We start from the raw sequence: 21,833 nt of genomic DNA on the forward strand, positions 1-21,833 counted from the left end.
TGCTGCCGTGCTGTCGTCGGTCATGCGGTTGTCGGTCATGCTGCCGTCAGCCGTGCCCGCGGGCGGATTCGCCGGCGGGCTTTTTGACGGCCGTACCGATGTCGGCCCCGGACTCGCTCCCGGAGTCCTTGCCGGCCGTACCGCTGTCGGCGCCGGACCCGCTCCCCGCTCCCTGGGCGGCCGTACCGGGCCCGGCAGCGGACTCGCCCCCGTCCGCCTCGCCCGGTTCGCCGCCCGGTTCGCCGTGGACCGGGAAGCGGCGGGGTGCGAGCAGCAGCAGGATCAGGAAGGCCAGTCCGGCGGCGGCCGCGGCACCGATGTAGACGTGCTCGACGGTGGCGTCCACGGCGCGCCGCAGGTAGTCGGCGGCGCGGTCGGTGAGGGCGCCGGCGCGGGCCAGTGCGTGCGAGACGGAGTCCAGGTCGCCGGGCAGGCCCGGCCGGATGTCCGCGGGGGCGGTGGCCAGCCGGCCGTTGAGGGTGGCGTTGGCGACGGCGCCGAAGAGGGCGGCGCCGACGCACTGGCCGACCTGGCGGCAGAAGAGGATCGAGGCGGTCGCGGTGCCGCGCTCCGCGAAGCCGACCGAGGACTGCACCCCGATGATCAGCGGCAACTGGAAGATCCCGAGGGCGGCGCCGAGCGCCAGCATGATCAGCGCGGGCTGCCAGGCGGCGCCGGGGTAGGGGAGCAGCGGGAAGGCGAGCAGCACCAGCGTGGCGGCGCCGATGCCGGTCATGGCGCAGGCGCGGATGCCGATGCGGTTGTAGACGTGACTGCTCAGGGCGGAGGACACCGGCCAGCTCAGCGTCATCGCGGACAGGACGAACCCGGCCGCGATCGGGCCCAGGCCCAGCACGGCCTGGGCGTAGGTGGGCAGGAAGACGGTCGGCGCGACCATGAGCAGGCCGACGGCCCCGAGCGCCAGGTTGACGGCGGAGATCGTCCGGCGGCGCCAGACCCAGCCCGGAATGATCGGTTCGGCGGCGCGGCGTTCGATGGCGACGGTGGCGGCGCCGCACAGGGCGCTGCCCGCGAAGAGCAGCAGCGACGGCGCGGAGAGCCAGGGCCAGGCGACGCCGCCCTGGACGAGGGCGGTCAGCAGCAGGCCGCCGCAGGCGAAGATCGCGAGTGCGCCGGGCCAGTCGATGCGGGGGCGCCGGGTGCGCTCCCGCGGCGGCAGCGATTCGCGGAAGTGCCGTACGACGAGCCAGAGGGCGAGGGCGCCGACCGGCAGGTTGACCAGGAAGATCCAGCGCCAGTCGGTGTACGCGGCGAGCAGGCCGCCGAGGGCGGGCCCGGCGACGGCGGAGGTCGCCCAGACGGTGGACAGCTTGGCCTGGATCCTGGGGCGTTCCTTCATCGGGTAGAGGTCGGCGGCGATGGTGTGGATGGTGCCCTGCAGGGCGCCGCCGCCGAGCCCCTGAAGGACGCGGAAGGCGATGAGGGAGGCCATGTTCCAGGCGGCCGCACACAGCAGTGACCCGACGAGGAAGATGATCACGCCCGCGATCAGGACGGGTTTGCGGCCGAAGGTGTCGGAGAGCTTGCCGTAGACGGGCAGGGTGACGGTGACGGCGAGCAGATAGCCCGAGAACAGCCAGGAGAAGACGGCGAAACCGCCGAGGTCGCCGACGATCTGCGGGACGGCGGTCGCGATGATCGTCGAATCGAGTGCGGCGAGCGCCATACAGAGCATCAGGGCGGCTACGACACGGCCGCGCCGGGCGGGGGCGCGGGACGCCGGAGGGGCGGGGGCGCGCGGTTCCGATGACGCGGAGGTTATTCGCTCACCCGCACCCGCACCCGCACCCGTCCCCGTAGTTGCTTCCGTCCCCATCCCCGTCCCCGTCCCCGCCCCCGCGCCCCGGCCGCTGCTGTCGTGGCTCACATGCCCCCCTCGGCTACTGCGTGTACGCAACACCCTTCCACGCGGGCGCCGTGACCGGAACGGTGATTTCGGCGCCCGAACGATGCTGCGGGCCAGGCGGTGAGGCGAGTGGAACGCGGGTGTCAGCAGGGAGTCGTACTCTTGGTGGAACCCGGCCCGTCGCACGTGCCGGGCTGCTCGCGTTGTTCGCCTCACCGGGACGGAAAAGCCATACTCATGAGCCTGACTGGTCTGCTCGACGCCGTAGTCCAGGACCCGGCGCTCGCCGAAGCCGTGCGGGCCGCGGGCGACGGCAACCGTCCCCACGTGGACCTGGTGGGCCCGCCGGCCGCCCGGCCGTTCTCCGTGGCCGCCCTCGCCCGCCGCAGCGGCCGTACGGTCCTGGCGGTGACCGCCACCGGCCGGGAGGCCGAGGACCTGGCCGCCGCGCTGCGCTCGCTGATGCCGGCCGGCGAGGAGAACGCGGTGGTGGAGTACCCGTCCTGGGAGACGCTGCCGCACGAACGGCTCTCGCCGCGCTCGGACACGGTCGGCCGGCGGCTGGCGGTGCTGCGCCGCCTGGCCCACCCCAGCCCGGACGACCCGGCGGCCGGCCCGGTCTCGGTGGTCGTCGCGCCCGTACGGTCCGTGCTCCAGCCGCAGGTCAAGGGCCTGGGCGACCTGGAGCCGGTGAGCCTGCGGACCGGGCAGACGGCGGATCTGGAAGCGATCGTGGACGGGCTGGCGGCGGCCGCGTACGCGCGGGTCGAACTGGTCGAGAAGCGCGGCGAGTTCGCGGTGCGCGGCGGCATCCTGGACGTCTTCCCGCCGACCGAGGAACACCCGCTGCGGATCGAGTTCTGGGGCGACGACGTCGAGGAGATCCGTTACTTCAAGGTCGCCGACCAGCGGTCCCTGGAGGTCGCGGAGCACGGCCTGTGGGCGCCGCCGTGCCGTGAGCTGCTGCTGACCGCCCAGGTGCGGGCGCGCGCCGCGGACCTCGCGGAGCGGCACCCGGAGCTGGGCGAGCTGCTGGGCAAGATCTCCGAGGGGATCGCCGTCGAGGGCATGGAGTCGCTGGCCCCGGTGCTGGTCGACGACATGGAGCTGCTGCTGGACGTGCTGCCGGCGGGCAGCATGACGGTGGTGTGCGACCCGGAGCGGGTGCGCACGCGCGCCGCCGACCTGGTGGCCACCTCGCAGGAGTTCCTCCAGGCGTCGTGGGCGGCGAGCGCGGGAGGAGGGGAGGCCCCCATCGATGTCGGTGCCGCCTCCCTCTGGGGCATCGCGGACGTCCGGGACCGGGCGCGTGAGCTGGGCATGATGTGGTGGACGGTCAGCCCGTTCGCCGCCGACGAGGAGCTGGACGAGGACACCCTCAAGCTGGGGATGCACGCCCCGGAGACGTACCGCGGCGACACCCAGCGGGCGCTGTCCGACACCAAGCGCTGGATCGCGGACGGCTGGCGGTCGGTGTACATCACCGAGGGGCACGGCCCGGCGGCCCGTACGGTCGAGGTGCTGGGCGACGAGGGCATCGCGGCGCGCCTGGACCCGGAGCTGGGCGAGCTGTCGCCGTCGGTCGTGCACGTCTCGTGCGGGTGCCTCGACAACGGTTTCATCGACGCGGGCCTGAAGCTGGCGGTGCTGACCGAGACGGACCTGACGGGCCAGAAGTCGGCCAGCAAGGAACTGGGCCGGATGCCGGCCCGCCGCCGCAAGACCATCGACCCGCTCACCCTCCAGGCGGGCGACTTCATCGTCCACGAGCAGCACGGCGTCGGCCGGTACATCGAGATGGTGCAGCGTACGGTCCAGGGCGCGACCCGCGAGTACCTGCTGGTGGAGTACGCGCCCGCCAAGCGCGGCCAGCCCGGCGACCGGCTGTACATCCCCACCGACCAGTTGGAGCAGGTCACCAAGTACGTGGGTGGCGAGGCGCCGACGCTGCACCGCCTCGGCGGCGCGGACTGGACGAAGACCAAGGCGCGCGCCAAGAAGGCCGTCAAGGAGATCGCCGCCGACCTGATCAAGCTGTACTCGGCGCGGATGGCGGCGCCCGGCCACACCTTCGGCCCGGACACGCCCTGGCAGCGTGAGCTGGAGGACGCGTTCCCGTACGCGGAGACCCCCGACCAGCTCACGACGATCGCCGAGGTCAAGGAGGACATGCAGAAGTCCGTCCCGATGGACCGGCTGATCTGCGGCGACGTCGGCTACGGCAAGACCGAGATCGCGGTGCGGGCGGCGTTCAAGGCCATCCAGGACGGCAAGCAGGTCGCGGTGCTGGTGCCGACGACGCTGCTGGTGCAGCAGCACTTCGGTACGTTCACCGAGCGGTACGGCCAGTTCCCGGTCGTCGTCAGGGCGCTGAGCCGCTTCCAGACGGACACCGAGGCCAAGGCCACCCTCGAAGGGCTCAAGGACGGTTCGGTCGACCTGGTCATCGGCACCCACCGCCTGTTCTCCTCCGAGACCCGGTTCAAGGACCTGGGCCTGGTCATCGTGGACGAGGAGCAGCGCTTCGGCGTCGAGCACAAGGAGCAGCTCAAGAAGCTGCGCGCCAACGTGGACGTCCTGACGATGTCCGCCACGCCCATTCCCCGTACGCTCGAAATGGCGGTGACGGGCATCCGCGAGATGTCGACGATCACCACTCCGCCGGAGGAGCGGCACCCGGTCCTGACGTTCGTCGGGCCGTACGAGGACAAGCAGATCGGCGCCGCCATCCGGCGTGAGCTGCTGCGCGAGGGCCAGGTCTTCTACATCCACAACCGGGTCGAGTCCATCGACCGGGCCGCGGCCCGGCTGCGCGAGATCGTCCCGGAGGCCCGGATCCGCACCGCGCACGGGCAACTGGGCGAGGCGGAGCTGGAGCAGGTCGTCGTCGACTTCTGGGAGAAGAAGTTCGACGTGCTGGTGTCCACGACGATCGTCGAGTCGGGCATCGACATCTCCAACGCCAACACCCTCATCGTCGAGCGCGGCGACAACTTCGGCCTGTCCCAGCTCCACCAGCTCCGCGGCCGCGTCGGCCGTGGCCGGGAGCGCGGTTACGCCTACTTCCTCTACCCGCCGGAGAAGCCGCTCACGGAGACCGCCCACGAGCGGCTGGCGACCATCGCGCAGCACACGGAGATGGGCGCGGGCATGTACGTCGCCATGAAGGACCTGGAGATCCGCGGCGCGGGCAACCTCCTCGGCGGCGAGCAGTCCGGGCACATCGCGGGCGTCGGCTTCGACCTGTACGTACGGATGGTGGGCGAGGCGGTCGCCGACTACCGGGCGTCCCTGGAAGGCGGCGTGGAGGAGGAGCCGCCGCTGGAGGTGAAGATCGAACTGCCGGTGGACGCGCATGTCCCCCACGACTACGCGCCGGGCGAGCGGCTGCGCCTCCAGGCGTACCGGGCGATCGCCGCGGCGACCTCGGAGGAGGACATCGCGGCGGTCCGCGAGGAACTGACCGACCGCTACGGCAAGCTCCCCGAGCCGGTCGAGAACCTCCTCCTGGTCGCCGGCCTGCGCATGCTCGCCCGCTCCTGCGGCGTCACGGACATCACCCTCCAGGGCACCAACGTCCGCTTCGGCCCGGTCGAACTCCGCGAATCCCAGGAACTGCGCCTCAAGCGCCTGTATCCGCGTACGGTCCTCAAGCCCGCCACCCGCCAGGCGCTGGTGCCGCGGCCGTCGACGGGCACGATCGGCGGCAAGCCCCTGGTCGGCCGGGACCTGCTGGCGTGGGTGGGAGAGTTCCTGACGTCGATTCTGGGGTCCTAACGGCGTTTGTGGCGTCTTCTGCCCGATTCAGGCAACTTGCTGGTGACCGGTGGGAGATATCGCTCTATGGTCGGGCTGCCTCGTGGGTCTCGCGGGGCGTCCGACCATCGAGAACTGGATTTCCTGACCGTGACAAGACCCCGCCGCGCCGCCCTGTCCGCCGCCTCTTTGATCACTGCGGCCCTGGTTGCCCTCTCCGGATGCACACCGGACGGCGGTGCGGACAAGGACGGTGCGGCGAGCCCGGCCGCGAAGATCTCCGCGTCGGCGTCCGCGTCGGCCTCGCCGTCCGAGTCGCCGGCCGGCAGCCCGAGTCCCAGCGCCACGCCGTCGGCCACGCCGGAGGCCGCCGAGCCGCCGCCCGTGCCGACGCGGGCCGCGGCTCCGGTGCCGACGCGCAAGGCGTACGGGAGCGGGTCGGGCGGGACCTCCGGGGGGTCGGATTCCGGTGGTACGTCCGGGGGGTCGGGTTCCGGCTCCGGCGGCTCCGGCAGTGACGCGGGCGGCAGTGTGATCCTCGCGCCGTCCGGCAACCACTACCGCCGTGGCCAGTTCTGCAAGAAGGCCCACCTCGGGCTGACCACGCAGGACGCCCACGGCGCGACGCTGACCTGCGCGATGCAGAGCGGGCGTCCGCACTGGCAGTGAGCCGTGCCGGCCGGGCGCCCGCACCGGCGGCGAGCCGCGCGGCCCGGCCCGTCCTCACACCACGTACGCGGCGATCCGCCGAGCGCAGGTGAGGGGGTCGGTGTCGGTGGTGTCGACCTCGATGTCGTAGGTGACGCCCCGGTGGACCAGTTCGGCCTGGGACGCTGCCATGCCGGTGATCCGGTCGCCGCGTGCGGCCTCGCGGGCGGCGGCCGTTTCCGGGGTGCAGTGGACGCCGACCCACAGCACCGACAGGCCCTTCAGCGTGCGGCGCCAGCGTTCCTGGCCTTCGGCGCCGCCCAGGAAGACCTCGTCCAGGAGGACGCCGGTGCCCGTGCGGGCGACGGCCGCGACGCCTTCCTGCCAGTCGGCCTGGAGGGAGCGGAAGACCGGGCCGACGGTGATGCTGCCGTCGGGGGCGAGGCCGAGGCCCGGTGCGGTCTCGGACGCCTCCGGGGTGACGAGAGACGGCGGCAGGGCTTCGATGAAGGAGTCGACGCCGAACGTCAGCCAGGGGCGGGGCAGTATCTCCTGGAGCTGCCGGATGAGCGTCGAAGTGCCGCTGCTGGAACCGCCGTTGAGGATGACGACGTCGGTGCGGGTGCGCGCGTGGGCGGTGGTCATCGGGACACCGTATGCGGCGGTGGGCGGCCTGTGCTCCGCGATTACGTGGTCAGAGGTGCCCGGTGCGCTGGAACACCGCTATGTCACCGGCGGCGCCGACGATGCCGTACACGGCTTCGGGGTGGCGCTTGCGGGCATCCTCCAGGGCCTGTTCGGGCTTGCGGCCGTCGTGCAGTTCCACGGCGACGTAGTCGGGGGCGATGCCCTGGGTGTCCCCTATCCAGAAGACCCGGGTGCGGTCGGTCAGCCGGGAGATGGGCCGTATGTCGGCCTCGACCGTGGCCCCGTCGGGGATACGTTTCAGCAGGCGTTCGGCGGCCGTCGCGGACGGCGGTTTGCGGTAGGTGCCGGCCTCGGTGAGCCGGGCGAGCGGGAGCGTGGTGGTCAGCGCCAGCGCGGCGGCCAGTACGGCGGCGGGCAGGTGGTGGGCGCAGGAACGGACCCAGGGGCGCGCGGAGACCAGCGCCCGCGGCAGCGCGTCAACCAGGGCCAGGAAGACCACCGGCATCAGGACGGCGTTGTAGTGCCAGTCGGTGCCCCAGTAGTGCGGCTCGTGGGAGATGAACCGCCAGCCGAGGGTGGGCAGCGCGGCCAGGAGCAGAGGCGAACGGAGCGCGAACAGACCGGTGGTGGGCAGCAGGAGCCACAGCAGGGTGCGGACGGCGGTGTCGAGCGGGATGCGGGGGGCCGGACCGCCGGTGCCGCTGAGCTTGTTCCAGTAGTCGTACGAGCCGGTCCCGTTGAAGCCGGGGATGATCACGCCGAGGGTGACGGCGGTGGCGGCGAGGCCGAAGACGACCAGCCCGACGGCGAGCGGCACGGCGCGCCGCGCGCGGATGAGGACCAGCGCGCCGACGGTGGCGGCGGTCACCCCCAGGTCCTCCTTGACCAGGACGAGCGGCGCCGCCCAGCACACCGCCGCGGTCCAGCGCCCGCGCAGCACCGCTTCCAGCGCGAAGGCGAGCGGCGGTACGGCGAACGCGATCTCGTGGAAGTCGAAGTCGACGGCCTTCTGGAGGCCCCAGGACAGTCCGTACGCGACGCCGACGGCCAGGCCGCGGCCCTGCCCGAGGAGGCGGACGGCGGTGCGGGTCACCGGCACGGCGGAGAGCGCGAAGAGGAAGGCCTGCGCGAACAGGAGCGTCAGGGCGGTGGGGAAGATCCGGTAGAGCGGGGCGAGCAGGGCCAGTACGGGGCTGAAGTGGTCGCCGAGGATGTTGGTGCCCGGGCCCTTGAGGTCGGCGACGGGTGCCCGCAGGTGGGCGTAGGCCCGTACGGCCTGCTCGAATATCCCGAGGTCCCAGGAGGAGGTCGCCATCGAACGGAAGCGCAGCACGGAGACCGTGGCGAAGAGGACGAAGCAGGCCGCGGCGGTCCAGTACGGGAGTTGGCGCGGGCCGAACAGGGCGGCGGTGCGGGTGCGGAACCGGCCGGAGGTGGGGACGTACCCGGTCCCGGTGACGGGCACGGGCGTCGTCCTGCCGCTGGTCGCGGTTGCTGCGGCCGTGTCCATGGGCGTCCTTACTCTCAACTTCCGAAAAGATATCCGAGGCCGTTCAATCGGCCGGTATTGTCGCCTGTTTTGAGATGGGATGTCCCTCTTGCTCCGGATACGGACCGCGTCGTCGCCCCGCGTCAGGATCCTGCCCAGCACCCGCCGCGGCGGTGCCGTCGCCGCGGCCGGACTGGCCGTGCTGCTCGCCCTCACCGGCTGCTCGCCCGACGGCGGCAAAGGGGGCGGTACGGGAGAAGACGGCGGCGCGGCGTCCTCCGTTCCCGCCGCGGGCGGCACCGCGCTGCACGCCGTCGGGACGCTCACCGTCAAGGGCCGCGCCCCCAAGACGGGTTACGCCCGCAACCGCTTCGGCACCGCCTGGGCCGACACGGACGGCAACCACTGCGGGACGCGCGACGACATCCTCAAGCGGGACCTGACGGCGGTGCGGTTCGCCGACGGGCGCTGCAAGGTCGCCTCCGGGACGCTGCCGGAGGACCCGTACACCGGCAAGGCGGTGCGGTACGAGCGCGGCCGCAGCACGGTGGACATCGACCACCTCGTGGCGCTGTCGGACGCCTGGCAGAAGGGCGCGCAGCAGTGGTCGGGGCGCAAGCGGGTGGCGCTCGCCAACGATCCGCTGAACCTGATTGCCGCCGACTCCTCCGCCAACCGGCAGAAGGGGGACGGGGACGCGGCGACGTGGCTGCCGGCCAACAAGGCGTACCGCTGTGACTACGTCGCGCACCAGGTGGCCGTGAAGAAGAAGTACGGGCTGTGGGTGACGCAGGGGGAGAAGGACGCGATGACCCGGGTGCTGAACGGGTGCCCGAAGCTGAGGCTGCCGTCGGGCGGCGGCCCGACGGAGGCGCCGGAGCGGTTCTCGGCGAAGTAGGGCAGAACGGTAATAAGGGGGGTAAGTGGGGTAAGGGGGTAAAGGGGCGGGGTGCGGGCGAAGAAGGCGGAGACGGCGTGCGACAGGCCGCCGGCCCGGTTCCGCGTGCTGCGGTTCCGGGCCGGCGGCCTGTCGGTGTGCGGGTGGGGCCCGTACCGGGGGCGCCGGGCGGTCAGAGGGTGAGCTGCCAGTGGGTGCCCTTGTGGTCGAAGCCCGGCCGGACCTCCACGTCCAGGGTCTTCGCGCCGGGCGGCACGTCGAAGGCGAAGTCGGCGGTGGCGGTCTGGCCGGCCGTCAAGGTACCGCTGAAGCCGGTGCCGACCTTGCTGTCGAAGATCCGCTCGGCGGTCCTGCCGTCCTTGCCGGTCCGCGCCTCGACGCTCACCAGGTCCCCGGTCACGTCCTTGCTGCCCTTGTTCTCCAGGCGCACGGTGACCTTGTACGACTTGTTGCCCTGCTCGTGGCCGGCGGAGGCTTCTTCGGCGGTGTAGTGGCCCGGCTTGGAGACGGTCACGTTCAGGCCGGTGCCGTAGACGGCGGTGGCGCCGCCCCGGTAGCCCTTCGCGGGCGCGCTGCCGCCGTCCTTCGGCTTGGCCTCCGCGCCGTCGAGGGCCTTGTTGACCTCCTTCACCGCGGTGTCGACCGCGGACACGGTGATCACCAGGCCGGCCACCGAGGCGATCAGCGCGAGGACGCCGAAGATCGTGCCGGTGACGGCCACGCCCTTGTTGGTGGCCTGGCCGCGCTTGGCCCTGCCGAGTCCCACCAGGCCGAAGATCAGGGCCAGCAGGCCGAGGGTGCCGGCCAGCCAGAAGAGCAGCGGGATCAGGCCGCTGACGGTGCCGATGATGCCGAGGGTGAGCGCGGCGATCCCCAGCCCGTTGCGGGCGGCCTGCTGCGGCGGCATGCCCATCGGGGGCTGCGGCGCGTGCGGGTGGTGCATCTGGTGCGACATGGAGATACGGCCCCTTCCGGGCGCTTGATCGGGAAATCGGCGGTTCCGGGCGCAGGGTCGCGCCGCAAACCGGGCTGAACCGGCTCCGCCGTGTGAACCGGTGGTGCGGTGGATCAATAACAGCACCAGTTGTGAACCGAGTCAACACGATTCACAGGCTCAAGGTGATTCACGTCGTGAAGGGGGTGCTAGCGCGTTCGTGGGTATGCTCGGCGTCACAGGCAGGTCAGGGCGAGCGGACGGGAGCCGGCCACGTGGCGGAGAGAGCAGCGACGACGGAGAACGGGCCGGCCGACAGTACGGCCCCGGGGCACGCGACCGAGGTGACCGCCGCCGGCATCGCCCGGCTGGCCGGGGTGGGCCGCGCCGCGGTCAGCAACTGGCGCCGCCGGCACGCCGGCTTCCCCCGGCCCGTCGGCGGTACGGAGACCAGCCCCACCTTCGCCCTCGCCGACGTCGAGCACTGGCTGCGCGCCCAGGGCAAACTCGCCGAGGTGCCGCTGCGCGAGCGGGTCTGGCAGCAGCTCGTCTCCCACCCGGGCGGCGCCGCCACCGCCCTGCGGCACGCCGGCGCGGTCCTGCTGTTCGTCCGCGACCGGCCCTCCGCCTGGCGCCGGCTGAACGCGGCCGCCGACGACACCGAGCTGGCCGGCATGCTGCCCGCCATCCTCGAATCGGTCCTCGCCGCGCACCTGGGCCGCCACCACCCCGTACACGGCCTGACCCGCGACGCCCTCCTGCCGTCCGCCGCCCTGGTGCGGGCCACCGCCGAACTCGCCGCCGAAGAGGACGGCGCCGTCCCGGCGTTCGAGTTCCTGCTCGGCCGCCACCTGGACGCCAACCCCCGGCAGTACACCCTCACCCCGCCCGGCCCGGCCGGCCTGATGGCCGCGCTGGCCGGCCCGGCCCGTACCGTCCTGGACCCGGCGAGCGGCACCGGCAGCCTGCTCGACGCCGCCGAGGGCGCCGAGGAGCTGTGCGGGCAGGAGGCCGACCCGGACCTGGCCGCGCTCACCGCGCTCCGCCTGGCGCTGCACGCCCCCGGCGCGCAGGTGCGCGTACACGCCGCCGACACCCTGCGCGCCGACGCCTTCCCGCAGCTCGCCGCCGACGCCGTCCTCACCCACCCGCCGTTCAACGAACGCAACTGGGGCCACGACGAACTGGCCTACGACCCGCGCTGGGAGTACGGCTTCCCGGCCCGTACGGAGTCCGAACTGGCCTGGGTGCAGCACGCGCTGGCCCGGCTGCGCGAGGGCGGCACCGCCGTCCTGCTGATGCCGCCCGCCGCCGCCTCCCGCCGCTCGGGCCGGCGTATCCGCGCCGACCTGCTGCGCCGCGGCGCCCTGCGCGCCGTCATCGCCCTGCCCGCCGGGGCGGCACCGCCGTACGGCATCCCGCTGCACCTGTGGGTCCTGCGCCGGCCGGGCGCCGCCGCGCCGCCCTCCCCGCACCTCCTCGTCGTCGACACCGCGGCCCTCGGCACGGGCGGCGCGCCCGGCCGGGACAAGCCGGACTGGCAGGCCGTACGGACCACCGCGCTGGAGGCGTGGCAAGCGTTCGACCGGGACGGCGGGATCGAGGAAGAGCCCGGCGTACGGCGTTCGCTGGCCGCCATCGACCTGCTCGACGACGACGTGGACCTTGCCCCGGCCCGGCACCTGCCGCCCCCGTCGGCCGCCGGGGGCCTCGCGGAACTGGCCGACGTGCGCGAGCGGCTGGCCGCCACCCTCTCCCGTACGGCCGAACTGACCCCGCAGGCGGCGGCCGGCACCGCGGCCGCGCCCGTCCGCTGGCCGCTGACCACCGTCGGGGAACTCGCCCGCGCCGGGGCCCTCGTGCTGCGCGCCGGCGGCCCGGGCACCGCGTCGGCGGACGCCGCGCCCGCCGTCCTCACCGAGCACGACGTCATCGGCGGTACGGCACCCGGTGGCGCACTGCCCGAAGGCGCCGTCGGCGCGCCGGCCGAGGAGCCCGTCCTGGTGGCGGCCGGGGACGTCGTGGTGCCCGTCCTGGGCGGCGGTGCCGTCGCCCGCGTCGTCGACGAAGCCACCGCGGGCGCCGCGCTCGGCCGCAACCTCTTCCTCCTGCGGCCCGACCCGGCCGCCCTCGACCCGTGGTTCCTCGCCGGGTTCCTGCGCGGCACCGCCAACACCCGGCAGGCCAGCAGTTACGCGTCCACCGCCACCCGCCTGGACGTCCGCCGCCTCCAGCTCCCGCGACTGCCGCTGGCCGACCAGCTCCGCTACGGACGGCGGTTTCGCGAACTGGCCGCGTTCGAGGAGACCCTGCGCCGCGCCGCCCGCCTGGGCGAGCAGCTCGTCCAGGGGCTCCACGACGGCCTGACGGACGGTTCGGTGACGCCCGGCTGATTTCCTACAACCCCGACGGCCCCAGCGGTGTCGTATATACGCTTATACGCTCGGTCAATACATCCGAGCATGTCCCGGCACCGCACCCCACCGCACCACGCGGGGCCTCGATCCGTCAGGAGCAGCAATGCACGGCCCCGTCCCGGCCCCGCCGCCGCACCGTTCCGCGCCGCACAGGACGGCTGTCCTGCTGCGGGTGGCCTTCGTGGCGCTGGCCGTGCTCAGTCTCGGCTTCCTGGCCTGGGTGACGGTGCTGCGCGCCGCCCTCGTGCAGCGCCGGCCGCTGGGCTGGTGGCTGCTCGGCGCCGACCTGGCGCTCGTCCTCACCGCGATCGTCATCGGCGGCGGCCACGACGAGAACTCCTGGCAGTCGAACGTCTGCGTGGCCCTGATCCTCCTTCAGATGGTCGGCGCCGTGGTGTACTTCCTCATCGTCGACGGGCGCGCGCAGCGCGTCGCGCCCGACTGGCCGGCGTACGGCGCGGGCGCGGGGTACGGGACGCCTGCCGTGGGCGCGGGATACGGGACTCCCGCCGTGGGCACGGGGTACGGCTATCCCGGACCGGCCGCCGTGGCGCCCGCCCCGCACCCGTACACCGGAGCGCCGGTCCCGTCCCCGCCGCCCGGGCGGGCCCCGGAGCCGCTGCCCCAGGACTGGCCCTACGCCCGGACCCACACCCAGGGCGCCTTCCCGCACCGGCCCCCGGCCCAGCCCGCACCGCAGCCGCACCGTTCCCAGCACCCGGCCGCCCACGAACCGTTCCCCGACCACCCCTACGACCAGCCGCAGCCGCCCTACCCGGCCCAGCCGCAGCGCATCGACCGGGTGCGCGCGGAGTTGGACGAGCTGAGCGACTTCCTCCGCAAGGAGGAGGGGCGTTGAACGGACGCGTCGTCGCCGAGCGCTACGAACTCTCCGCGCTGCTCGGCCAGGGCGGCATGGGTCAGGTCTGGATCGCCTACGACCGCCGCCTCGACCGCCGCGTCGGCGTCAAACTGCTGCGCCCCGACCGGGTGTCCGGCACGCCCGACGCGGAGGAGATGCGCCGCCGCTTCGTCCGCGAGTGCCGCGTCACCGCCCAGGTCGATCACCCCGGCCTGGTCACCGTCCACGACGCGGGCAGCGACGGCGACGACCTCTACCTGGTCATGCAGTACGTCGAGGGCGCCGACCTCGCCGACCACCTGGCCGAGCACGACCCGTACCCCTGGCCGTGGGCGGTCAGCGTCGCGGCCCAGCTCTGCGCCGTCCTGGCGTCCGTGCACGCCGTGCCGATCATCCACCGCGACCTGAAGCCGCGGAACGTGATGGTCAAGCCGGACGGCACCCTCACCGTCCTCGACCTCGGCATCGCCGCCGCCCTGGACACCGACACCACCCGCCTGACCCACACCGGCTCACCCATCGGCAGCCCCGCCTACATGGCGCCCGAGCAGGCGATGGGCGGCGCGGTCGGCCCGTACACGGACCTGTACGCGCTCGGGGTGCTGCTGCACGAGCTGCTCAGCGGCGAGGTGCCGTTCGCCGGCTCCACCGCCCTGGGGGTGCTGCACCGCCACCTGTACGAGCCGCCCGTCCCGGTGCGCCGCCTCCGGGCGGACGTGCCCGGAGAACTGGAGGCCCTCGTGCTGCGGCTGCTCGGCAAGGACCCGCAGGAGCGGCCCGCCGACGCCCAGGAGGTCTACCGGGCGCTGGTTCCGCTGCTGCCCACCGCGTCCCAGGGGTGGGTGGGGACGGGCGCGCCGATGGATCCGACGCGGCCGTTCCTGCATCCGCACGCGCCGTGGCCCGCGCGCGCGGCGGCGCCCGCGGCCCCGCAGCCCGTGCCGGCGCCTGCCGTGCCGCGGCCGGTCGCCGCGTCCGCGGCCGCCACCGTCCCGCCGCCCGCGTTCCCGCCGGCGGGCGCCGACCCGCGGATGTCCGCGGGAGCGCCCGACCCCCGGGCGCCGGGCGCCGCCGGCCCCGATGTCGCCGCCGCCGTCGACGAGGTCAAACGCCTCCTGGACCAGGGCCGCATCACCCATGCCGTGGACATCCTCGGCGGCATCCTGCCGGCCGCCGCCGCCCGCCACGGCGCGCACTCACCGGTCGTACGGACCCTGCGCAAGCAGTACGCGGCGACGCTCATGGACGACGGCCAGTACCGCCGCGCCCTGCCGGAGCTGCGCGCCCTCGCCGAGGATTTCGCGCGGGACACCGGGCCGGGTTCGGCGCGGCAGGCGCTCCAGTTCCACTACGAGGCCGCGCAGTGCCTGGAGCAACTGGGCGAGGTGACGCAGGCGCTGGACGAGTACCGGGCGCTGCTGCCGCACTTCGAGCGCTACCCGGACGACCCGGTGAGGCCCCTGGAGATCCGGCGGTCCATCGGCCACCTGCTGCTCGCCCTCGGGGAGCGCGGCGCCGCCCAGGAGGCGCTGTCCCGCCTCCTGCACGACGCGGAGCGGCTGCACGGACCGCACGGCGCCTTCCCGGCGGAGGTCCGCCGCACCCTGCACTGGCTGGGCCAGGTACGCGGCTGACGCGGAGGGGCGGGGCCGGGGAGCGGGGAGGCGGGGCCCGAGGACCGGTGACCGGACGGGCCCCGGGGAAGACGACGGGGGAGAGAAACCGCCTTCCGGGCAACTCGTTGGTCGAATCAGTGGCCCGGACCCCGCGGACTCTTTAGCATCGGCATCGATCACCGCCAGTTGGCAGAGCCGCACGTCGCCGCACCGTTGTCGCAACCCGCCTGGAGGCTTGATGTTCCGCCGTAGGACCGCGCTTCCCGTTTCCGCCGCCGCTCTGCTGGCCGCCCCCCTGCTCACGGCCTGCGGCACGGACGCGCACCCGGGCGCCGCGGCCGTCGTGGACGGGCAGCGGATCACCGTCGCCCAGCTCCAGTCGCGGGTACGGGACGTGCGTACCGCCCAGGAGAAGTCCCCGCAGGCCGCCCAACTGGTCGAGAACACCGGCAAGCTGGGCCCCGCCACCCTCAACGGCATGATCTTCGACCGGGTCCTGGAGCGCGGCGCGAAGGACGCCGGGGTCACCGTCTCCCGGCGCGATGTGCAGCAGTGGCGCGCGGCGGCCGAGCGCAGCGCGGGCGGCGCCGACCGGCTCAAGGAGATGTGGCTTCAGCAGGCCATCGCGCCCGGCGAGATCGACGCCGTGGTCCGCAACCAGCTCCTGCTGGACGGCGTCGCCAAGAGCATCGGCGCCGACCGCGGGCAGCCGCAGGGCCAGCAGCGGCTCGCCGAGTCGCTCGCCAGGACGTCCAAGAAGATGAGCATCGACGTCAACCCGCGCTACGGGAAGTGGGACGACCAGCAGGTCGTCCTCGGCGAGACGAAGGAGCCGTGGGTCAGGAACGCGGCGGGCACGGAGCGGCAGGAGACCTGAGCCGGGGCGCTTGCGCGGGGACCGGGGCCGGGACGGAGCGTGTGCGTGGGGGCCGGCCGGGGCGCGTGCGCGGGGCCCGGGTCGGGTCGGGGGAGCGTGCGCGGAGACCGGGTCGCGGACGGTGCTCCCGCAGCGGCACCGGCCGGAGCGCCGCGCTGTCGGTGCCGTGCGTTACGTTCGTCGGGTGAACGCTGACGCCACCGACGCCCCGGCCGCCCCCGGCCGCCTGGTTCTGCTCACGACCAGCCACCGGGTCGCGCCCGGCCTGCTGTCCTGGCCCGCGTGGCAGACGCTGCGCGCCGCCGACCGCGTGCTGTGCGCCGACGACGCCCACCCGCAGCTCCCGTATCTGCGCGAGGCGGGCATCGCCGTCGAGGCGGCCGTGCCCGGCGCCCGTGAGCTGGTCGGGTTCTGCCGGGCCGGGGACCGTACGGCGGTCGTGATCACCTCGACCGACGGCGACACGGAGCTGACCGACGGCCTGGCCCGGATGGCGGGCTCCGGCCGGGAGACCATGCCGGACCTGGAACTGCTGCCCGGCTCGTACGACCTGCCGGGCGCCCGCCTGCTCGACCTCGTCCAGATCATGGACCGGATCCGCCGGGAGTGCCCGTGGAGCGGGGTGCGGACCCACGAGGACCTGGCGAAGTACGGCATCGAGGAGATGTACGAGCTGGTCGAGGCCATCGAGGAGGGCGACCGGGAGACGCTGCGCGAGGAGCTGGGCGATGTGCTCCTCCAGGTCGTCTTCCACGCCCGGATCGCCCAGGACGACCCGGACGAGCCGTTCTCCGTCGACGACGTGGCGGGCACGATCGTCGAGAAGCTGATCAACCGCCATCCGCACCTCTTCGGCGCGGACGAGGCGCACACCCCCGAGGACGTCAAGGCCCACTGGCTGCGGACGAAGGCGGACGAGAAGCGGCGCACCTCGGTCACCGAAGGCATTCCGCTCGGCCAGCCCGCCCTGGCGCTCGCCGGCAAGCTGGCCTCCCGGGCGCGCACGGCCGGCATCGACGCCGTTCCGGCGGGTGAGGGCGTCGGATACGAGCTGCTCGGCCTCGCCGTACGGGCCGAGGCGGCCGGCACGGACCCGGAGACCGCGCTGCGCGCCGCCGCCCGCACCTACCGGGACGCGATCCGCTCCGCCGAGGAGGCGGCCGCCGGCTCCGGGGGCTGAGCGCCGGACCGCTTGCCGCGGTGCCGCAGCCGTTCGGCCGTCCACCCGACGGCCACGGCCGCGCCCAGCGCCGCGCCCACGACGCACACCCCGCCCCAGCCGGCCGCGCCCCACACCGCCGAGGTGAGCGCCGAGCCCACCGCGCCGCCCACGAAGTAGCTGGTCATATAGGCGGAATTGAGGCGGTTACGGGCCTCCGGGCGCACCGCGTACACTAGGTTCTGGTTGCTGATGTGCACCGCCTGCACCGCCGCGTCCAGCACGATCACCCCGGCCAGCAGGGCCGCCAGGGACCAGGCGCCGCCCGCGCCGTCGGCCGCCAGCAGCGCCCAGGAGCCGAGCAGCAGGAACCCGCCCGCGCCGGTGACCCGGTGGGCCAGCCCCCGGTCGGCCAGCCGTCCGGCGACCGAGGCGGACAGCGAACCGGCCGCGCCCACCAGCCCCAGCAGCCCGATCGCCGATTCCGGCCACCCGTAGGAGGGGCCGGACAGCAGGAAGGCCGTCGCCGTCCACAGCACGCTGAACGCGGCGAAGGACAGCGCGCCGAGCGCGGCCCGCCACCGCAGCACCGGCTCCTGCGCGAACAGCGCGAGGGTGGACCGGATGAGCGCGGGGTAGCGCAGCCCGGCGCGGGTGTGCAGCGCGGGCAGCCGCAGCCGCAGCAGGACGGCCATCAGCAGCATCAGTCCGGCGTTGACCCAGTAGACGGTGCGCCAGCCGCCGAGGCCGGCGAGCAGTCCGGCCGCCGTTCGGGCGAGCAGGATGCCGAGCAGCAGCCCGGTCATGACGGTGCCGACCGTACGGCCGCGTTCGGCGGGCGGCGCCAGGGAGGCCGCGTACGGGACGACGACCTGGGCGGCGACGGAGGACAGGCCGGTGAGGGCGGTGCCGGCCAGCAGCAGCGTCCCGTTGGGCGCACTCGCCGTCACGGTCAGGAAGACCGCGGTGGCCGCGCACAGGCCCACCGCCAGCCGCCGCCGCTCCAGCAGGTCGCCGAGCGGCACGAGCAGCAGCAGCCCGAGGCCGTAGCCGACCTGCGCGACGGTCACCACCAGCGCCGCGGTGGCCACACCCAGGTGGAGGTCGCGGCCCATGACGTCCAGCAGCGGCTGGGCGAAGTAGTTGCCCGCGACCGACAGGCCGGTGGCCACGGACATCAGCAGCAGCGTGCCGCGCCTCAGTCCGCGCCGCCCCTGGTCCTCGGAAGTCATCAGGTCCCTCCCTGTACGACGCGCCACCCCGTCGGTGCTGCCCGGCCCCTCAGCTTCCGCCGCCCCCGGCCGCCGAGTCCACCGTGTAGTGGTCGCCGTAGGCGCCGCCCCCCCCCCCGCCACCGTGGGCGCGACCGAGGCCCGCGCGCCGGGTCCGGGACCCGCCGTACGGGGGACATGAGCCCGCACGTCAAGCCCCTGACCTGCGGGTCCGCGCCCGTACCGGCGGCCGGGGCGGGGGCCGCGCCCGCCCGCGCATCGTCCCCGCCGACCCGGGTACCCGGGTCGGATGACAGCAACGATCGCTTCGACCACACCGGCCGCGGACCCGACGTCCGTCCAGCAGGCCGTGGACCTCACCCGGGACATGGTCGTCGGCACCGGTCCGCTGATCGCCGGGCTCGTCATCGTCGCGGGCCTGATCCTCGCCGTGGTCTACGGCAGGCGCCGCCGGGACCGTGAGCCCGACCCGCCCGAGCCGGAGACCCAGCCGACACCGCCCAAGAACCCGACCGGGTACGAGAGCGAGCTGCGCGACCCGAACGAGGTGCCGCGCGACGGCGACCACCGGCTGACGCCGCACGAACTGCCCGACTACGGCAACGCCCCCACCCGGCACGGCGACGACCAGGACCGGGAGCGCAAGCGCTGGCAGGACGGGCACAGCGGGTCCTTCGGCGGGGGTTAACGTCGAGGGGTGCGACCGCAGACCCCTTCCCCCTCCGACGAGCGGCCCGTGGACCCTTCCGGGGCCGGGCCCGCCTGCCCCGTGTCCGGCCCGGCGGCCGCCCCCGCCTGCCCGGAGCTGTTCACGTGGGAGTTCGCCTCCGACCCGTACCCGGCGTACGCCTGGCTGCGCGAGCACGCGCCCGTGCACCGTACGCGGCTGCCCAGCGGTGTCGAGGCGTGGCTGGTGACGCGCTACGCGGACGCGCGGCAGGCGCTCGCCGACGCCCGGCTGTCGAAGAACCCGGTGCACCACAGCGAGGCCGCGCACGGCAAGGGCAAGGTCGGCATCCCCGGCGAGCGCGGCGCCAACCTGATGACGCACCTGCTCAACATCGACCCGCCGGACCACACCCGGCTGCGCCGACTGGTCTCCAAGGCGTTCACACCGCGCCGCATCGCGCGGTTCGCGCCGCGCGTACAGGAACTGACGGACGCGTTCATCGACTCCTTCGCGGAGCGCGGCGAGGCCGACCTCATCCACGAGTTCGCCTTCCCGCTGCCCATCTACGCCATCTGTGACCTGCTCGGCGTCCCGCGGGAGGACCAGGACGACTTCCGGGACTGGGCCGGGATGATGATCCGGCACGGCGGCGGGCCGCGCGGCGGCGTCGCCCGGTCGGTGAAGAAGATGCGCGGCTACCTCGCCGAACTGATCCACCGCAAGCGCGAGTCCCTCGGCGACGAGGGGGCCGACGACCTGATCTCCGGGCTGATCCGCGCCTCCGACCACGGCGAGCACCTGACCGAGAACGAGGCCGCCGCGATGGCCTTCATTCTCCTGTTCGCCGGCTTCGAGACCACCGTCAACCTCATCGGCAACGGTGTGTACCAACTGCTGCGCCACCCCGCCCAGCGGGAGCTGCTCCAGAAGGCGGCCATCGCGGGGGACACGGACCTGCTCGCCACCGGGGTGGAGGAGCTGCTGCGCTACGACGGCCCCGTCGAGCTGGCCACCTGGCGCTTCGCCACCCGGGACCTCACCGTCGGCGGGCAGCGGATCGCCGAGGGGGACCCGGTGCTGGTCGTGCTGGCCGCCGCCGACCGGGACCCGGAGCGCTTCCCGGGACCCGACGTACTGGACCTGGCCCGGCGCGACAACCAGCACCTCGGATACGGCCACGGCATCCACTACTGCCTGGGCGCGCCGCTGGCCCGCCTCGAAGGGCAGACCGCGCTGGCCACCCTGCTGACCCGCCTGCCGGACCTGCGGCTCGGCGCGGAACCGGACGACCTGCGCTGGCGCGGCGGGCTGATCATGCGCGGGCTGCGGGCCCTGCCGGTGGAGTTCACCCCCGTACCCAGGTGACGCCGCGCCGGTCCGTGACCTGCGCGTGATCTCCGCTACACCGGCTTGTGACGAGCGGGCGGCCCCGCTACGTTCATCCGTCTGAAAGGCCGGGGCGGGCGGCGCGGCCCGGCCTCTCGACGACAACTCAACCGCCGCTCGAAAGGCAACCGCATGCGCTCCGGGAACGGCCGTCACCGACGCCCCCGTCAGGCTCCGGCCATCTTCGTCACGGCGGGAGTCGCCGGAGGCGCCCTCGCCATGCCCCTGCTCGCCGCGAGCGGCGCGCACGCCGCCGACGCCGCCACCTGGGACCGGGTCGCGCAGTGCGAGAGCGGCGGCGTGTGGAGCGCCAACGGCGGCAACGGCTTCTACGGCGGGCTCCAGCTCACCCAGGAGATGTGGGACCGCCACGGCGGCCCGGCGTACGCCTCGCGCCCCGACCTGGCCAGCCGCTCGCAGCAGATAGCCGTCGCCGAGTCGATCCTCGCCGCGCGTGGCCCCGACGCGTGGCCGAGCTGCGCGGTGAACGCCGGGCTCAAGCAGGGCGGCCGCGGGCCGGACGTCGATCCGGGCAGCACGGCGACGCCGACCCCGCAGCCGGAGCCCTCGACACCGGCCCCGGCCCCGTCCTCCCCTTCCGCCCCGCCGTCCTCCTCCGGGCCGTCCGGGACGCCGGAGCCCGGCCGTACGGACGCTCCGAAGCCCGCACCGTCGCCCACCGGCCCGGCCGGGAAGCCGGACCCGTCCCGTACGCCGGATCCGTCCGGTACGCCGGACCCGTCCGGTACGCCGGACCCGTCCGGTACGCCGGACCCGTCCCGTACGGGCCGTACGGAGGACCCGTCGCGGCCCGCGGGCCCGGGCATCCCGGGCGACGGCGCCTCCACGGGCCCCACCGCGCCGCCGTCGCCGGGCAAGCACCGCGGTCGGCCCGACGAGCCCGACGAGGGGGCCGGCACGGGCGCGGGCTCCGGCGCGGGCACGGGCGCGGGCTCCGGCGCGGACGGCGCGGAACGGTCCGGCGGGGAGCGCCCCTCGCGGGGCGGCGACGCGCACCGTACGGACCCGGGCGCGCCAGGTGACTACACCGTGCGCCCGGGTGACAACCTGTCAGCGATCGCGGAGGACCGCGGGGTCTCCGGGGGCTGGCCGGCGCTCTACGCGGCCAACAAAAGTGTGATCGGGGGCGATCCGGACCTTATCCACCCTGGTCAGCGGCTCGCACTCGGGCAACAGTCGAGGTAGTTCGTAGGCATTTGCCCGCTTTGGCGAAAGTGAGACATGGATCTCGTTCAGGGGCGCGGTGACCGTCCCGTCCGTTGTTTCCAAACCTGCGGCGACCTGCGGAAATGTGATGATCCTGTGATGTCTGGGGGCCAACTGGCCTCAGATGTAGGGGTTTGAACCGGCGGG

The 21,833-nt window shown here is 74.1% G+C and carries 16 protein-coding genes; 11 read left to right on the top strand and 5 right to left on the bottom strand.

Features of this window, described 5'->3' with window-relative positions:
* Positions 1-46 precede the first annotated feature (46 nt).
* Complete coding sequence (locus ACH4EB_RS16135; RefSeq protein ID WP_398348075.1) at positions 47-1,696, bottom strand: MFS transporter; 1,650 nt, start codon at positions 1,694-1,696, stop codon at positions 47-49.
* A gap of 408 nt (positions 1,697-2,104) precedes the next feature.
* On the opposite strand from ACH4EB_RS16135, the gene mfd reads away from it, so the two are divergent.
* Positions 2,105-5,644, top strand: a complete 3,540-nt coding sequence (mfd, locus tag ACH4EB_RS16140; protein ID WP_398348076.1) for a transcription-repair coupling factor — start codon at positions 2,105-2,107, stop codon at positions 5,642-5,644.
* A gap of 129 nt (positions 5,645-5,773) precedes the next feature.
* Positions 5,774-6,292, top strand: a complete 519-nt coding sequence (locus tag ACH4EB_RS16145; protein WP_398348077.1) for a hypothetical protein — start codon at positions 5,774-5,776, stop codon at positions 6,290-6,292.
* A gap of 54 nt (positions 6,293-6,346) precedes the next feature.
* On the opposite strand, the gene cpt is transcribed toward ACH4EB_RS16145, so the two are convergent.
* Complete coding sequence (cpt, locus tag ACH4EB_RS16150; RefSeq protein WP_398348078.1) at positions 6,347-6,916, bottom strand: chloramphenicol phosphotransferase CPT; 570 nt, start codon at positions 6,914-6,916, stop codon at positions 6,347-6,349.
* 49 nt (positions 6,917-6,965) lie between these two features.
* Positions 6,966-8,429 carry a DUF2079 domain-containing protein gene (locus ACH4EB_RS16155; RefSeq protein ID WP_398348079.1) on the bottom strand — a complete coding sequence of 488 codons (1,464 nt, stop codon included), beginning with the start codon at positions 8,427-8,429 and terminating at the stop codon, positions 6,966-6,968.
* A gap of 79 nt (positions 8,430-8,508) precedes the next feature.
* On the opposite strand from ACH4EB_RS16155, the gene ACH4EB_RS16160 reads away from it, so the two are divergent.
* Positions 8,509-9,306 (top strand): HNH endonuclease family protein, encoded by a 798-nt coding sequence (locus tag ACH4EB_RS16160; RefSeq protein WP_398348081.1) that lies wholly within the window; start codon positions 8,509-8,511, stop codon positions 9,304-9,306.
* 172 nt (positions 9,307-9,478) lie between these two features.
* Here the strand turns inward: ACH4EB_RS16160 and ACH4EB_RS16165 are convergent, their stop codons facing one another.
* Positions 9,479-10,261, bottom strand: a complete 783-nt coding sequence (locus ACH4EB_RS16165; protein ID WP_398348082.1) for a DUF4190 domain-containing protein — start codon at positions 10,259-10,261, stop codon at positions 9,479-9,481.
* Positions 10,262-10,584: 323 nt separating this feature from the next.
* Here ACH4EB_RS16165 and ACH4EB_RS16170 point away from each other — a divergent pair, with 323 nt between their 5' ends.
* The 5 genes from ACH4EB_RS16170 (at position 10,585) to ACH4EB_RS16190 (ending at position 17,192) form a co-directional block, all read left to right on the top strand.
* Positions 10,585-12,633, top strand: a complete 2,049-nt coding sequence (locus tag ACH4EB_RS16170) for an N-6 DNA methylase (RefSeq protein ID WP_398348139.1) — start codon at positions 10,585-10,587, stop codon at positions 12,631-12,633.
* Between the two features lie 127 nt (positions 12,634-12,760).
* Positions 12,761-13,516 (top strand): hypothetical protein, encoded by a 756-nt coding sequence (locus ACH4EB_RS16175; RefSeq protein WP_398348083.1) that lies wholly within the window; start codon positions 12,761-12,763, stop codon positions 13,514-13,516.
* Complete coding sequence (locus ACH4EB_RS16180) at positions 13,513-15,153, top strand: protein kinase (protein ID WP_398348084.1); 1,641 nt, start codon at positions 13,513-13,515, stop codon at positions 15,151-15,153. Before ACH4EB_RS16175 ends, ACH4EB_RS16180 begins: the two co-directional genes overlap by 4 nt.
* 220 nt (positions 15,154-15,373) lie before the next feature.
* On the top strand, positions 15,374-16,012 hold the full coding sequence (locus ACH4EB_RS16185; RefSeq protein WP_398348085.1) for a SurA N-terminal domain-containing protein: 639 nt from the start codon (positions 15,374-15,376) through the stop codon (positions 16,010-16,012).
* A 184-nt stretch (positions 16,013-16,196) separates the two neighbouring features.
* Complete coding sequence (locus ACH4EB_RS16190; RefSeq protein ID WP_398348086.1) at positions 16,197-17,192, top strand: nucleoside triphosphate pyrophosphohydrolase; 996 nt, start codon at positions 16,197-16,199, stop codon at positions 17,190-17,192.
* On the opposite strand, the gene ACH4EB_RS16195 is transcribed toward ACH4EB_RS16190, so the two are convergent.
* Positions 17,138-18,403, bottom strand: coding sequence for an MFS transporter (locus ACH4EB_RS16195; RefSeq protein ID WP_398348087.1), 1,266 nt, complete (start codon positions 18,401-18,403; stop codon positions 17,138-17,140). The two genes, ACH4EB_RS16190 and ACH4EB_RS16195, sit on opposite strands and share 55 nt — an antisense overlap.
* Before the next feature lie 289 nt (positions 18,404-18,692).
* Between ACH4EB_RS16195 and ACH4EB_RS16200 the strand changes: the two genes are divergently transcribed.
* From ACH4EB_RS16200 to ACH4EB_RS16210, 3 genes are all read left to right on the top strand, one after another.
* Entirely contained in the window at positions 18,693-19,091 is a 399-nt protein-coding gene (locus tag ACH4EB_RS16200; protein WP_398348089.1) for a DUF6479 family protein, read from the top strand.
* An 81-nt stretch (positions 19,092-19,172) separates the two neighbouring features.
* Positions 19,173-20,438, top strand: a complete 1,266-nt coding sequence (locus ACH4EB_RS16205; protein ID WP_398348140.1) for a cytochrome P450 — start codon at positions 19,173-19,175, stop codon at positions 20,436-20,438.
* Positions 20,439-20,678: 240 nt separating this feature from the next.
* A complete protein-coding gene (locus tag ACH4EB_RS16210; RefSeq protein ID WP_398348090.1) occupies positions 20,679-21,665 on the top strand; it encodes a transglycosylase family protein in 987 nt (328 codons plus the stop codon).
* Positions 21,666-21,833: the final 168 nt, after the last annotated feature.

The sequence above is a fragment of the Streptomyces sp. NPDC018045 genome, from assembly GCF_044327445.1.
Taxonomy (GTDB): domain Bacteria; phylum Actinomycetota; class Actinomycetes; order Streptomycetales; family Streptomycetaceae; genus Streptomyces.

Coding starts and splice junctions, on each gene's coding strand:
- ACH4EB_RS16135 (WP_398348075.1), bottom strand. CDS start 1,696: ATGCTCTGTATGGCGCTCGCCGCACTCGATTCGACGATCATCGCGACC.
- mfd (WP_398348076.1), top strand. CDS start 2,105: ATGAGCCTGACTGGTCTGCTCGACGCCGTAGTCCAGGACCCGGCGCTC.
- cpt (WP_398348078.1), bottom strand. CDS start 6,916: ATGACCACCGCCCACGCGCGCACCCGCACCGACGTCGTCATCCTCAAC.
- ACH4EB_RS16155 (WP_398348079.1), bottom strand. CDS start 8,429: ATGGACACGGCCGCAGCAACCGCGACCAGCGGCAGGACGACGCCCGTG.
- ACH4EB_RS16160 (WP_398348081.1), top strand. CDS start 8,509: ATGTCCCTCTTGCTCCGGATACGGACCGCGTCGTCGCCCCGCGTCAGG.
- ACH4EB_RS16165 (WP_398348082.1), bottom strand. CDS start 10,261: ATGTCGCACCAGATGCACCACCCGCACGCGCCGCAGCCCCCGATGGGC.
- ACH4EB_RS16175 (WP_398348083.1), top strand. CDS start 12,761: ATGCACGGCCCCGTCCCGGCCCCGCCGCCGCACCGTTCCGCGCCGCAC.
- ACH4EB_RS16185 (WP_398348085.1), top strand. CDS start 15,374: ATGTTCCGCCGTAGGACCGCGCTTCCCGTTTCCGCCGCCGCTCTGCTG.
- ACH4EB_RS16195 (WP_398348087.1), bottom strand. CDS start 18,403: ATGACTTCCGAGGACCAGGGGCGGCGCGGACTGAGGCGCGGCACGCTG.
- ACH4EB_RS16200 (WP_398348089.1), top strand. CDS start 18,693: ATGACAGCAACGATCGCTTCGACCACACCGGCCGCGGACCCGACGTCC.
- ACH4EB_RS16210 (WP_398348090.1), top strand. CDS start 20,679: ATGCCCCTGCTCGCCGCGAGCGGCGCGCACGCCGCCGACGCCGCCACC.